12 protein-coding genes and 1 tRNA gene are annotated in these 14,753 nt (G+C 28.3%); 12 read left to right on the forward strand and 1 reads right to left on the reverse strand.

Translation table 11 applies throughout. The features are described 5' to 3' along the window. Positions 1–191 precede the first annotated feature (191 nt). From OREMA_RS0115925 to OREMA_RS0115950, 6 genes are all read left to right on the forward strand, one after another. A tRNA-Asn gene (locus OREMA_RS0115925) sits at positions 192–267 on the forward strand. Positions 268–388: 121 nt separating this feature from the next. Further along, positions 389–2,404 (forward strand): alpha-glycosidase, encoded by a 2,016-nt coding sequence (locus tag OREMA_RS18525; protein ID WP_018250244.1) that lies wholly within the window; start codon positions 389–391, stop codon positions 2,402–2,404. Between the two features lie 181 nt (positions 2,405–2,585). Continuing rightward, positions 2,586–3,110: a nitroreductase family protein gene (locus OREMA_RS0115935; protein WP_018250245.1), complete on the forward strand. Its 525-nt coding sequence runs from the start codon at positions 2,586–2,588 to the stop codon at positions 3,108–3,110. Positions 3,111–3,123: 13 nt separating this feature from the next. Next, positions 3,124–3,864: a TraR/DksA C4-type zinc finger protein gene (locus OREMA_RS0115940; protein ID WP_018250246.1), complete on the forward strand. Its 741-nt coding sequence runs from the start codon at positions 3,124–3,126 to the stop codon at positions 3,862–3,864. A 195-nt stretch (positions 3,865–4,059) separates the two neighbouring features. Next, complete coding sequence (lspA, locus tag OREMA_RS0115945) at positions 4,060–4,497, forward strand: signal peptidase II (RefSeq protein WP_018250247.1); 438 nt, start codon at positions 4,060–4,062, stop codon at positions 4,495–4,497. A 19-nt stretch (positions 4,498–4,516) separates the two neighbouring features. Then, positions 4,517–5,428 (forward strand): RluA family pseudouridine synthase, encoded by a 912-nt coding sequence (locus tag OREMA_RS0115950; RefSeq protein WP_018250248.1) that lies wholly within the window; start codon positions 4,517–4,519, stop codon positions 5,426–5,428. 81 nt (positions 5,429–5,509) lie between these two features. Here OREMA_RS0115950 and OREMA_RS0115955 read toward each other — a convergent pair whose 3' ends face one another. Beyond that, a complete protein-coding gene (locus OREMA_RS0115955) occupies positions 5,510–5,713 on the reverse strand; it encodes a DUF6471 domain-containing protein (RefSeq protein ID WP_018250249.1) in 204 nt (67 codons plus the stop codon). A gap of 127 nt (positions 5,714–5,840) precedes the next feature. Between OREMA_RS0115955 and tnpB the strand changes: the two genes are divergently transcribed. The 6 genes from tnpB to OREMA_RS0115985 all read left to right on the forward strand — a co-directional run bounded on the left by tnpB (position 5,841) and on the right by OREMA_RS0115985 (position 14,309). Continuing rightward, complete coding sequence (gene tnpB / locus OREMA_RS0115960) at positions 5,841–6,962, forward strand: IS200/IS605 family element RNA-guided endonuclease TnpB (RefSeq protein ID WP_018250250.1); 1,122 nt, start codon at positions 5,841–5,843, stop codon at positions 6,960–6,962. A gap of 413 nt (positions 6,963–7,375) precedes the next feature. Continuing rightward, complete coding sequence (gene pyrR, locus OREMA_RS0115965) at positions 7,376–7,924, forward strand: bifunctional pyr operon transcriptional regulator/uracil phosphoribosyltransferase PyrR (RefSeq protein WP_018250251.1); 549 nt, start codon at positions 7,376–7,378, stop codon at positions 7,922–7,924. A 150-nt stretch (positions 7,925–8,074) separates the two neighbouring features. Further along, complete coding sequence (locus tag OREMA_RS0115970; protein WP_018250252.1) at positions 8,075–9,406, forward strand: uracil-xanthine permease family protein; 1,332 nt, start codon at positions 8,075–8,077, stop codon at positions 9,404–9,406. A 213-nt stretch (positions 9,407–9,619) separates the two neighbouring features. Next, on the forward strand, positions 9,620–11,059 hold the full coding sequence (locus tag OREMA_RS0115975) for an ATP-binding protein (protein WP_018250253.1): 1,440 nt from the start codon (positions 9,620–9,622) through the stop codon (positions 11,057–11,059). A gap of 260 nt (positions 11,060–11,319) precedes the next feature. Continuing rightward, entirely contained in the window at positions 11,320–12,789 is a 1,470-nt protein-coding gene (locus OREMA_RS18530; RefSeq protein ID WP_018250254.1) for a sensor histidine kinase, read from the forward strand. 128 nt (positions 12,790–12,917) lie between these two features. Next, positions 12,918–14,309: an ISLre2 family transposase gene (locus OREMA_RS0115985; RefSeq protein ID WP_018248361.1), complete on the forward strand. Its 1,392-nt coding sequence runs from the start codon at positions 12,918–12,920 to the stop codon at positions 14,307–14,309. The last annotated feature ends 444 nt before the right edge of the window (positions 14,310–14,753 follow it).

Consider the following 14,753-nt stretch of genomic DNA (forward strand, 5'->3'; position numbering starts at 1 on the left):
TATAACGACAGTTTTAAATATTATTCTAAAGTTGGATGACTAGATTAGTGCTAAGTGGTGGTAAAAATAAGCTTTTAAAAAGTACTTTCCAAAAGTCATGAAAGAAATATCAGTAATTTCTAATTGACAATTAAAAAAGATTAATATATAATTCTCTTATAAATTAAATATTATTAAAGTAATTAAATTGTTCCCCGATAGCTCAGTTGGTAGAGCGAGTGGCTGTTAACCACTTTGTCGCAGGTTCGAGTCCTGCTCGGGGAGCCATTTTTATTTTTTGCAGGATTTTAAATAAAGATATAGAATATAGCAATTGTAAGCTTGATTTTATTATTTTATTATTTTGGAAACGTTTTCAAAATAATAAAAATAAGGAGGTCTTTTAAATATGTTAAAGGAATCAATCTGTCATTATCCTTATGGAAGCTATGCTTATCCTACAGGTGAAGATAAATTATTTATACAACTAAGAGCTAAAAAAGGTGATTTAGATAAAGTTAATGTAATTTATGATGGGCGGTTTAGGGATTGGGATAATAATCAACCACGTTATTTTGCTGAGATGAAAAAATATAGTTCAGATCATCTTTTCGATTATTTTAAGGCAGAAATTAAATATTCCAAAAAGAAGTTTAAATATTATTTTTTATTAGATGATGGAGAAGAACAATTATATTATTGTGACTATGGATTTTATAAAGATCTTATTGATCATAATGGTTGTTTTCAATATACTTATATCTGCGAAAAAGATTATTTTGATACACCTGATTGGGTTAAAAATGCTGTTTTCTATCAGATATTTCCTGAACGTTTTTGTAATGGCGATTCTAATTTAAATCCTAATAATTTAACTGAGTGGAATCAAAATCCTGAATCCAATTCTTTATATGGTGGGGATTTACGTGGAATAATTAACAAACTAGATTATTTGGCTAAATTGGGTATTGATGCTATCTACTTAACTCCTATTTTTGAGTCTTCATCCAATCATAAGTACGATATTATTGATTATATGAAGGTTGATCCTAATTTTGGAGATTTAGAAACTTGTAGAGAATTAGTAGATAAAGCTCATGAATTGGGAATTAAAATCATCTTTGATGGAGTCTTTAATCATACAAGTGATAAATTTTTTGCTTTTCAAGATATATTAGAAAAAGGTAAAGAGTCAGAGTATAAAAATTGGTATTATCTAGATGATTTTCCTGTCAAAGAAAAGCCAAAAATAGAATATAAAGTTGTTGAAAGAGTTTTAAAAGATATAGATAGATTAGATATTTCAAGTCATGAAGAATTTATGAGTCAAATATTTAATGAATTAGAAATAGATCAGGATGAAGATAAGAAATATATCTTAAAATTATCAGAATATATAATACAAGATAAAGTTCAAGGAGGAAATCTATTTAAATTAGATTTTTGGAAGTTATGGAAAAAAGGGGCTGAAGATCAAAACTTAGCTGAAATTATTTATCCTAATTACGAGACCTTTGGTAATGGTGTTTGGAGAATGCCAAAATTAAAGACAGCCAATCCAGAAGTAAGAAATTACATTTTGGATATAGCACGTTATTGGATTGAAGAGGTTGGTATTGATGGTTGGAGATTAGATGTTGCCGATGAAATTGACCATTATTTTTGGAGAGAATTCAGAAATGTAGTCAAACAGGCTAATCCAGAAGCTTATATTGTAGGTGAGGTATGGAGTGATGCATCATCTTGGTTAGATGGGGATCAATTTGATGGGGTAATGAATTATCTCTTTTCAACAGCAGTTTGGGATTTTTTCTGTAGAAAAAATATTAGTGTCAATACTTTCGAAGATAGGCTGTCAAAGGTAAGAACTAAATATAAAATTCCAGCTCAAGAAGCATCTTTGAATTTATTAGGAAGTCATGATACTGAAAGGGTTTTGACTATTGCTAGTGGTTATAAAACTAGACAGAAATTAGCTGCTGCATTTCAGATGACTTACTTAGGTGTTCCAATGATTTATTATGGTGATGAAGTTGGAATGGCAGGTGGCAGTGATCCAGATTGTCGTCGTGGAATGTTATGGGATGAAAATAAGCAGGACAAGCAATTACTTAAGTGGTATAAAAAATTAATCTCTATTCGAAAAGATAATCCAGCCTTGAGAACTGGGGATTTTGAGTTAGTGGATAAAGATGTTATGGAAAAGATATATGCCTTTACTCGTAAGAAAGGTAATAATCAGCTATTAGTTATCTTTAATAATAATAATTTGATGGCAGAATTAGAGTTTGATTTAAATAAATTAAATATTAAAGCTGATTCTTTTGAAGAACTAATATCTGAAGAAGAGTATAAAGTAAAGAATGATAAAATTAATATTAATATAAAAGGTTATAGTGTTAATATTCTAAAAGCAAGATTATAGTAGAAAAGGAAGTGGATTAGTCCGCTTCCTTTTTTATTTTTTGTTCAAAAAAATTAATATTAACTGTAACTTATTAGTAATTGAAGATAGGTATTATAAAGATTCCTTTTGGATAAATTAAAAATTAATAGCAATCTAATTAAATCTCTTAAATGCAAAGCCAATTAAAGGGGGACTAGTGGTGGTTAAAGATTGTATTCAGGTAATTAAGGATAGAGTTAGTACTAGAAGTTACTTATCCAAAGAAGTTCCTGAAAATTTATTATTAGAAGTTGTTAATGCTGGTCATTTAGCAGTGAGTGCAGGCAATTTGCAGCCTTGGGAGTTCTATATAGTAAATAATAAATCTAAAATTGAAAAATTAGCTAGATTATCTAAGCAAAGTTGGGTACTAGAAGCTCCTACTGTGATTGTAGTTTGTGCAGACCCTCATATTTCAGCTATGAAATATGGTGAAAAAGGTGAAAAAATTTATGTTGTTCAAGATACTGCAGCAGCAGTTGAGAATATATTGTTAGCAGCAGAAGCTTATGGTTTAGCTAGTTGTTGGGTAGGAGGTTTTGATGAAATAAAGGTTAAAGAATTATTGGATATTAAAGATGATTTAATAGCAATGGCTATGATAACTATTGGCTATCCTAAAGGAAAAATTAAAGAGTCTAGGCCACAAAGAGCACTTGAAGATATACTAACTATTATTAACTAAGGTGGGATAATAGATGTTACATGAATTAGACTATTATAAGAAGAAATTGTTATGGGAGAAACAAAGTATTTTAGATCAGATAGGTGATATTAATGATAGAGGCTATGAGGGTTTAGGCCATAGCTTAAGATATTCTACTAGTGAATTGTCATTTTATGATAATCATCCAGCTGATCAAGGGACTAATACTTTTGATAGAGAAAAGGATATAGGTTTAAAAGATAATGCAAAGATAATATTAAATATGATAGATGATGCTTTAAATAAAATAGAGAGTGGTCAGTATGGACATTGTGACTCTTGTGGTAAAGAGATAAATTCTGAACGCTTAGAAGTGATGCCTTATAGCACTTTCTGTTTTGATTGTAAGTCAAAGAGTGAATTAAGAATTGGAAGTAATGGTCATAATTCAAGACCGATAGAGGAGAATGCTGTAGATTCCCTCCATAATGGAAATCCTTTTGCTATGAATGATAATATTGGTGCCACAGGTGGAGAAGAAAAAGACTATAATGGTTATGACGGTGAAGATACTTGGCAAGCTGTAGCTAAGTATGGAACTTCTAATACTCCTTCTGATATTCCTGGAGCGGTAAGTTATGATGACACTTATATTGATGCTGATGAAGATAATGGGATTGTAGGTTGGGGCGATGGAATCATGGATAAAAGTTTAGGAGATGGAGAAGTTGATGAAGAAGATGATTATTTAACTGGACAAGGGCAGAAACGTAGTAGGAAGGAGAGAGAGTAAGCTTAAAGCTTACTTTCTTTTTTTATTTTAATTAAATATTACTAAGCTTAGATTGAATATCTTGTTTTTTTATGTTAAACCTGTTAAAATATAAGTTATGTTAAGATATAAATTCAAATGTTAGCAACAAAGTTTTTTTAGTTGTTTAGAAAAATGATAAAGCTAAATCTAAATTAAAAGATGGAGTTGAAAAATATGATTATTTTTATTACTTTTTTGGTTACCATAATAGTAGACCAATTAACAAAATATATGGTAGTTAAAAATTTTAGTGTAGGTGAATCTTTACCTATTATTAAGAATATCTTTCATTTTACTTATGTTCAAAATCGAGGGGCTGCCTTTGGAATTTTACAAAATCAATTACCTTTCTTTATTATTATTACTTTAGTAGTTTTGGCTCTATTGATTTATTTTTATCGCCAGTTACCTTTGAACAGTATTTGGAATAGAGTAGGTTTAGGACTTGCTTTAGGAGGTACTGTTGGGAACTTTGTAGACAGGATAAGATTAAACTATGTAGTTGATTTTTTAGACTTTAGGGTTTGGCCAGTATTTAATATAGCAGATTCAGCTATTGTTGTAGCGGTAATCATCTTTAGTTATTGGATTTTAATAGTAGATAATAATTAGTCAGACGGAGTGATAGTATATGGATAATAAAAGAGAATTTATAATTACACAAGAAGATAATAACAATAGATTAGATAAATTTTTATCTCAGCAGAACAAAGATTTATCTAGGAGTTATTTACAAGAATTAATTGATGATAATAATGTTTTGGTCAATGGAAATGTAGTAAAAAAAAGTTATAAGTTAAATACAGATGATAATGTAGAAGTAATCATACCAAAGCCAGCAGAATTAACACTGGAAGCTCAAGATATTCCACTAGATATAATTTATGAGGATGAAGATATTATTGTAATTAATAAACAACCTGATTTGGTTGTTCATCCTGCTCCTGGAAATGAAGATGGAACATTAGTAAATGCTTTATTATACCATTGTAATAACTTGTCTGGTATTAATGGAGTAATTAGACCAGGAATTGTACATAGACTGGATAAAGATACATCAGGAGCAATTGTGGTTGCTAAAAATGATCAGTCTCATCTTAATTTAGCAGAACAATTTAAAGAAAGAACTACCAAAAAGATATATTTGACAATAGTAGATGGTCGTCTGAAATATAAAAAAGGAAAGATTGATGCTGCCATAGGTCGTGATCCTAAAGATAGAAAGAAGATGGCTGTAACTAGTAAGAATAGTAAGAAAGCTATTTCAAGATTTGAATTATTAGAAAAGTATGAGAAACATTCTCTGGTTAAAGTTAAGCTTGAAACTGGTAGAACTCATCAAATTAGATTACATATGGGATATTTAGGACATCCAGTAATAGGAGATAAATTATATGGCTATAATCATAATAATTTAACAGTAGATCGACAAATGTTACATGCTCATATTTTAGGTTTTTATCATCCTAAGACTGAAGAATGGATGGAATTTGAAGCACCATTATTAGAAGATATGGAAAAAGTATTAGAAAGATTTAGATAGTTATAGATTTTATTAAAAGAAAACCCGATGGGCTTGCCCTCGGGATGAATTTTAATATTTTTAATGCGATTCGATATTGTATTAAAAATTCCAATTAATTTTAGCACCTATAATATCAGCTATCTCTTTGACCTCTTTGTATTTAATAGTACCTCTTGATAGTTTGTTACTTAAATTTTGAACACTATCATCACGATTATGTTTTTCATTTAAAGCACTAACTAAATCAGTCATAGTCCAACCACTACGAGCAAGATAAGATTTAATCTCTTGTTTAATAGTCAAAATGGACACCTCCTATAATAATTATACTTAGTAGTTTAAAAATTGTCAAATCAATTTAGATATAAACTTGATAATTTAAACAAAATAATATATAATTAAATTGTACAGTATAAAGAAGGTGAACATAATGATTAAGAAATTCAAACCAATCAATAAAGCATATAAGTTTAGAATTTATCCTAATCAAGAACAACAAGAGTTAATTGATAAAACAATAGGTTGTAGTCGATTCATCTATAATGAATTTCTGGCAAAGTCTAAAGATAATCAATATAAATCTTATTCTAAAAACTCTAAAGAGTTAACTCAACTAAAGAAAGAATATACTTGGCTTAAAGAAGTAGATAGCATAGCTTTACAACAAAGCCTTAAAGACCTAGATAAAGCATTTAAAAACTTCTTTAGTGGTAAATATAAATTTCCTAAGTTTAAGTCTAAAAGAAAAACTAGATTATCTTATAGAACACAAAAATTCATTAGACCTAGTGGCTCAACTAATATCGAGATAGAAGAAAATAAAATCAAATTGCCTAAACTATCTTGGGTTAGGTTTGCTAAATCTAAAGAGGTTACAGGTAAAATCAATAATGTTACAGTTTCCAAGTCTAGGGCAGGTAAATACTATATGTCAGTTAATGTTAGTCAAGTTTTAGAAACTACTATTAAAAACAATCAAGGTGAGTTAGGTTTAGATTTAGGTATTAAAGATTTTTTAACAACTTCTGATGGTGAACATATATCTAACCCTAGACACCTATCGAAATATCAAGATAAATTAGCTAAACTTCAACGTAAGTTGGCTAAAAAGAAGAAATTTAGCAACAATTGGTATAAACTCAAACAAAAAATTGCTAAGGTACATTCTAAAATCAAGAATGTTCGCAAAGACTTTTTGCATAAGTTGTCCACTAGACTAACAAAGGAGAAGCAACTTTTAGTCATAGAGGACTTAAATATAAAAGGGATGTTGAAAAACTCTAAATTAGCAAAACATATCTCTGACTGCTCGTGGAATAAGTTTACTACTATGCTTGAATATAAGAGCAAATGGTATGACTGTATTGTGCATAAAGTGAACCGATTTTTTGCTAGTAGTCAAACTTGTAATATATGTGGAATTAAAAATCCAAAAGTCAAAGACTTGTCTGTCAGAGAATGGACTTGTGAGTGTGGTACAACTCATAATAGAGATACAAATGCTAGTCTAAACCTCTTAAAACAAGGTAAATTAGACTTAGGACTTAGATAGACTATACCTACAAGTCCTAATGGACTTTTCGTGGTAAACCTACTGTCGGACTGACAGGAATTTACGCTTTTGGAGAGAGTACAAGACCAACTTAATCTAATTGGATAATTAGCTTTAAGTAGGCAATTCTCGTTGAAAAAAGAATCCCCGCAGGCTTGCCTCGGGGTAGGTCAAATAAATTTGATTGACAGAGATATATTGCTTTGATATAATTTTAGAGAAAAGAAAGTATAATACCTTTTTTAAATTAGTCCAGAGAGGCTAGTAAGAGGGATACGGGATTAGATATAGATATAGATATATATCTATATCTAAGAATAAATATGAGTATCCAAGGATCTTCTTACTAGCGTAGGGAGATCTTTTTTATAACAAAGGTTATAAGTATCCTGATTTTATATGGAGGGGTAAAGTTGGAATTAAAAACTAAAAAGAAATTGCTTGACAGTGATGGGATTAGAAGAGCATTAACGCGTATTTCTCATGAGATTATTGAAAAGAATGAAGGGCTAGAGGATATTGTAATAGTTGGAATTAGAACTAGGGGAGTACCTTTAGCAAAGAGGATTTCTAGTAAACTAGAAGAAATTGAAGGTGAAAAGGTTTCAACTGGTATCTTAGATATTACCCTTTACCGTGATGATTTAACTACTATAGCTAATCAGCCTATTGTTCATCAAACAGAAATACCGATAGATATTACTGATAAGAAGGTTGTTTTAGTGGATGATGTTCTTTATACAGGAAGAACAGTACGTTCTGCTTTAGATGCATTGATGGATTTAGGAAGACCAAGAAATATACAATTAGCAATTTTAGTAGATAGGGGTCATAGAGAACTACCTATTAGAGCAGATTTTGTGGGTAAGAATTTACCTACTTCAAATCAAGAGGTTATTAGTGTTAATTTGCAAGAAGTTGATGGAGAAGATGCTGTTGTTTTAAAAGAGCAAATTGAATAGAAGTTATTCCTTTTAAACTAGTCCAGTGAGGCTATAAGGGGATTTGGGTAAATAATCATGCATAATAATACCTAAAAACTCCTTAGTCTTATTGGCTAAGGAGTTTTTTAGGTAAATAGAGAAAAAGAAATTATTTAGGAGGAGATAAATATGGTAAGAAATAAATTAAAAAAGGATGATTTGACACTATCAAAGGGCTTTATATTAGCAATACAACATTTATTTGCAATGTTTGGGTCAACAGTTTTAGTTCCAACATTAACAGGGTTAAATCCAGGAATTGCTTTATTTACTTCTGGAGTAGGGACTTTGATCTTTCATTTGATTACTAAGGGGCAAGTACCGGCTTACTTAGGTTCCTCATTTGCATTTATTGGACCTATTATTGCAGCAAAAGAAGGTTATGGATTGCCGGCTGCTTTACTAGGTTGTTTTGTGGCAGGTCTGATTTACATCTTAATGTCAGCTGTTATTAAGAAGATAGGAACAGGGTTTATAGATGATTATTTACCACCTGTTGTAGTAGGACCGGTTATCATGACCATTGGATTAGGTTTAGCCCCAGTAGCAAAGGATATGTCAATGACTCATTTGCCAACAGCTATTTTTACTCTAGCTGTAACTATTGGAGTTAGTGTTTTGGGCCGTGGAATGTTTAAAGTAATTCCGATTCTAATTGGTATTATTAGTGGATATATATTTGCCGCAGTTAATGGTTTAGTTGATATATCAGCAATTCAGGCAGCTGATTGGATTGCTTTGCCAAAGTTTACTTCTGTTTTTGAGTTAGAATCTTGGGGAGCAGGTATTTCAGCTATTGCATTGATTGCTCCGGTAGCAATTGTTACTATGGTAGAACATTTAGGTGATGTTTTAGCTTTATCAAAAACTGTAGATAAGAACTTTATTGAAGAACCTGGTTTGCATAGAACCTTGTTAGGTGATGGTGTAGCTACAGCATTTGCTTCTTTAGCAGGAGGACCACCTAATACAACTTATGGAGAGAATATTGGAGTATTGGCATTAACAGGAGTTCATAATCCAGTAATTGTAGAGATGGCAGCTGTTATAGTATTGGCTATGAGTTTTATTCAAAAGGTGGGGGCTGCAATTCAAACCATTCCTCAATCTGTTATGGGAGGTATTGTAATACTATTATTTGGAATGATTGCATCTATTGGATTGAGAACCCTGGTTGAGAATAAAGTTGATTTAAGTAAGAACAGAAATTTAGTTATTGTATCCACAATTTTAGTTATTGGAATCAGTGGAATTCCTTTTACTATTAATTTTATAGAATTAGCTAAGTTCTTACATCTTGACGGTATAAATATTATAGATAAAATTGTAAATCAGATAAAAGTTTTAGAGTTCCAAGGAATGGGCTTAGCTGCTATGATTGGAATACTTTTAAATATCTTACTTCCTAAAACTAAAAGAGTAAGCAGTAGTAAAGAAGATCAAAAAGAAGAGGTGGCTTAATAAAATAATATAATAAATACTAAAAGGATCCCTAAAATTAGGGATCCTTTTAGTATTTATTATTGAAGTATTAAATTTTATTAGTATAAAGAAATATAATGATATATTATACCATTGTAAAATTCAAAAAAATTCCATTTAAAAAAGGTTTTAAAGATTTTTTCTATAATAATATATATGGAATAAATTTCTAAAAATGGAAAAGGTGATCGTGTGCTGGAGGTTAAAGTAAAGTTAGATAATTTCAAAATAAGATGTGTTAAAATATTAATATTAATTTTTCTTAGTTTATTTTTAGCTAAAGAAGTTGATTTTAGAATATTAACTAGCTATATCTTTGAAATAGTTAAAAAAAGTTACTTATTTCATCTTAATTTTGTTTATGAAATTGAGATAATATCTGCCTTAGTAATAACTTTCATCTCTGCTGCAATATCTTTATTGTTAATTTATATGTATCTATTCAATAGAAGGTTAATTACTTTATGTGAAGTAAGCTTATTTTCAGTGGCAGTTATAATGAATATATTTTATATAGAGTCAATAATAAAAGCAAATTATTTATCTATTAGCTTCAATGCTAAAGTCTATTTAATTATTTCAAATTTATATGTATTAACAGCTCTTTTATTAGATCGTCTTTATCAGAATAAAAAAATAAATAAGGTAAAAATATTGTTGGCAACTGTTGGGCTTTTTCTACTTTTATTTTTAAATTTATTATCATATGATAGTTATTATTATTCTTTGACTATATTATCGTTGAGATCTTTATTATTTGTGATTGTTGGCTTTAATATTACTATTTATAAGCTGAAGGATGAAAAGCAAAGTGAACTATTAATATTGAGAGTGATGAAACTTATTTTAATAAATAATTTAATTTCATTTCTTGAGTTTAATACATCTAGCCATATAAATATTATTACATCTATAATTAGAGTAATAGCGTATTTATATTTGTTTAAGGTTAAGTTTGCTCAAGAAATTATTAATGCTATTTCTTCTAAAGATAAGCTTAAAGAAAGAGATAAAGAAATTAGATTATATAAGAAGAATATTAATAATCTTAGAATAGCAAGACATGATTTTAAGAATCAATTACAAACTATACATACAATGGTACAGTTAAATAAAATCGAAGAAGTAAAAGAGTATATTCTTGATTTAAATTTAGAATTAAACAATTTAAGTAGTAATATAATAGAAGATAATATATTATCAGCAGTTTTATTGCCTAAGAAAGAAAAGGCTTTAGAGATGGGAATCAGTTTTGATATTAAGGTAAATACTGATTTAAAGCAGATCAGTATTGCTCGAAGTAAATTGTTTAAATTATTATTTAATTTAATAGACAATTCATTAGATGTATTAGTTGATTCTATACAAGAAAATAAAGAAATAAAGGTTATAATATCTGATGATGGTAAAAATGTTAGCTTACATGTTTATAATAATGGGCCAGCAATTTCTGATGAACTTATGGATCATATTTTTAAACCTGGATATTCAACTAAAGGAAAGGATAGAGGTTTTGGTTTATATATAGTTAAGAGTTTGGTGGAGAATTATGGAGGGAGACTCAAGGTTGAAAGTGAAGAAAACTATGGAACTAGATTTGTATGTTCTTTTCCTAAAATTTTTAGTGTTTAATTAGTAAAAACATATTGTCTTTAGTACTGTTATCCAATTTAATATTAATATAACTTTGGTTTTAAAGTTCGATGACTATATTTAATTGCTGTTTGAAAATGATAAATTATAATAGTATTTATAATCTTATTTTAAAAAAAGATAATTTTTGGGTTTTAAATCTAAGATTTTTAAATAATTAAAGGTTTTTATATTAAGATAGAGAAAAAATAAATTATAGATGGTATACCATCTATAATTTATAAAAGATAGGTGTTATTATGCAATTAAGCAAAGAAAAATTATTAACTTTCAATCTAAGATATATCAGTGCTTTATTTTTAGCAATAATATTATTTTTGATGCTTCAATTTATGTATCATCAAGTAGTAATTGACTTTTTAGAAGAATATGATTTTTTTAATATAAGTTTTTATAATTTATCAGAATTTATTTTAGAAATTTCAATTGTACTAATTTGTTGGAATATATTTTTGTTATTGATTTTTTCATATAAATATACTAATAATTTAAGAAATCTGTTTGTTTCAGTTAGTTTTTTATTTGCAGGGACAATGAATATAATTCATGCTATTTTAGTTTTTAGTGATTCATATTTAAAGTATAATTCTAGTTCAGAGGTCTTTTCTATAAGCGCTAGATTAATAGTAGTTATTGCTGTATTATTTAGTTGGTTAGTTAAAGATAGGGAAAAGTATAATTTATATTATATCTCCTTTTCTATTTTAATTAGTTTTCTTTCCTCAATAACTATATCTTATGTTTTATTTAAATTATGGATGACTTATGAAGGAATAATCCTAATTATTAAATTTGTTTTAATTATAATGTTAGTCTTTAATATTAGGTTATATAATAGAGAATTTTTATCTAGGAATGATAATTCCAGCTTGTATATAGCTAAAGGATTTATATTTTTACTATTAAGTGAAGCACTATCCCTGTTTCAGGTAGATGTATTTAGTTCATTATATTTCTTGCTTCATTTATATAAGTTTATTGCTTTTTATTATATTTTCAAAAGTATTTTTATTGATGAAATTACAGAAGGTATATTAGCTAAAAAAGAAGTTGATCTCAAGAATATAAAATTGGAGTTAAAAGAAGAAAAGATTAAAGATCTAAGAGTTCAAAGGCATGATTTTAAAAACCAATTACAGACAATTTATACTATGATTCAAATGGATAAATTTCAAGAGGCTGAGGAGTATATTAAAGAATTACATATTGATTTAGATTTTATGGATACAAAAGTCTTGAAGGACAATATATTATATTCCGTTTTCTTACCTAAAAAACAAGAGGCAATAAAACGAGGGATAGATTTAAAGATTAAGATGGATGTAGATCTTTCAATGATTATTATACCTAATAATAAGATAATTAAGATTCTATTTAATTTAATAGACAATGCTATTGATGCTTTAGGTGAAGTTGATATTCAAAATAAAAAGATTATGGTTGAATTAATGGATAGAGATAATAGTATTTATATGATAGTTTACAATAATGGAGCAACTATATCAGATGATCTTATGATTAGTAATATTTTTGAACCAGGATATTCAACTAAAGGAGAAAATAGGGGGTTTGGATTATACATAGTAAAATCTTTATTAGAGGAATATGGTGGAGAGATCAATGTAAAGAGTAAAAGAGATAATGGAACTTCATTTATATGCAAGCTACCTAAAAGGAATCAAGAATTAAGTATTAAGTATAATTTATAATTAGCAAAAAATAATTGGAGCTTAGTGTAAAATAAGTGTAGGTAAATTTAATCAAAAAATTAGAAAAAGGACTCCTCTTTTGATAAAGTGTTAAGTACCTAATCAAAACACATCAAGGAGGAGTCCCTATGGATACAATTATACAGCAGTTTGGAGAAAAAATTAAGGATAATTCAGAAGAATTTTTAAAAAATATTCTATTGAGTGATAAAGAAGATATTTCAGACTTTATAAATACTCTAAGAAAAGACTTTGATGAATTAGGTAAAGAGTTGTGTAAGTATATTATAGAAGTAATAGATGAAGTAATTAAGGAAAGTCCTGAGCGTAAAAAGAATTGGAAGATAGTAAGAAAAAAGAAGAGAAAATTGATAACAGAGTTTGGTGAAGTTGAATTTGAGAGAAGGTATTATAAATCTAAGTTCAATAAAGAGTATGAACATTTAGCAGATAAAAAATTAGGTATAGATAAGTATCAAAGGATAGATACTGGCTTAGAAGCAAAGATAGTAGATTTATCAATTGATAAATCTTACGCCAAAGTAGGAGAGGAAGTAGTGAATAATTTAACTATAACAGGTCAAACAGTTATGAATAAAATAAGAAAATTAGGTAAAATAGAAAACGATAAATTAAGTAATCCGAAAGCAAAAAGAAAGATTGATTATTTATATATAGAAGCTGATGAAGACCATGTTTCTTTGCAAAACGGGAAGAATGCTGTACCAAGATTAGTTTATGTTCATGAAGGAATTATTAAAGAAAATGGTAGAAATAAGTTAAAGAACAGTTATTCCTTTTCAGGTATGTATAACAAGTCGGAAGACTTGTGGCTAGAAATTATGGACTATATAGAGGATAATTACGACTTTGATAGCATAAAGCAGATTTATATTGCAGGAGATGGGGCACTTTGGATTAAAGAGGGTTTAAAGTGGTTGCCTAAAAGTAAGCAGATACTAGATAGATATCATTTAAATAAGTATGTTTTAAAGGCTACAGGACATGCCCAAAAGCTTAGATTTGATCTTTGGCAAGGAATAAATAATTTAGATAAAGTACAGATAAAAGAGATATTTAGTGAATTGATATCTCAAGCTGAAAAGGAATCTAAGAAGAAAGCGATAAGACAAAGTAGAAGCTATATTTATAATAACTGGGCTGGAATAGTAAACTATTATAAAGATGAAAATGCTATTGGTTGTAGTGCTGAAGGTCATGTTAGTCATATATTATCAGATAGATTAAGTTCAAGACCAATGGGTTGGTCTGAAGTAGGAGTAGATCAGATGGCAAGATTAAGGTCTTTTAAATTTAATGGAGGAACAGAATACGAATTAAAAGAAATTATTCTAGAGAAAGCAAGAAAAGAGCAAAAAGAAGAAAAAATAGTGGAAATAGAATCAAAAGTAGTGAAAAATAATTTGAAAAAGAAATTTGCTGAACCAAGCAATAATATCCCAAGTATAAATAAAGGAGTAAGAACTAGACTGTTTAAAGCAGTAAAGTCATTGCTTTAATTATCAAAAGAGGAGTTTTAAACTTTTACCTACAGAAACTTGACACTATCTAATTGGAGAAAGAAGTTGACAAGATTTAAGTATTATGATAGTATTTTTTATAACAACAGAATAAAAAGTTTTCTTTTAAATTAGTCCTGTGAGACTAGTAAAGAGATGAGATTTAATTATAACTTTAAAGTTATGTTTTGATTTGATTGTTACAATCAATATCTTTAAAGCTATTATAAATTTTTAAATTAAGACTTAAGATTATTAAAAGGTCTTCTTACTAGTAAACTGGCTGGTGGGGGGATTTTTTTATTATTAATAAAGAATTAAATAACTCTTAAAAATTAAATAAAGACCTTTAAGTTAATCCAGAGAGATTAACAAGGATCGTTGATTATAATAGAAGAGGGTATAACTATACCTTCATATTATAATGAATTTACAAAATTTCCT

Origin of the sequence: Orenia marismortui DSM 5156, from assembly GCF_000379025.1 — a bacterium.
GTDB lineage: Bacteria > Bacillota > Halanaerobiia > Halobacteroidales > Halobacteroidaceae > Orenia > Orenia marismortui.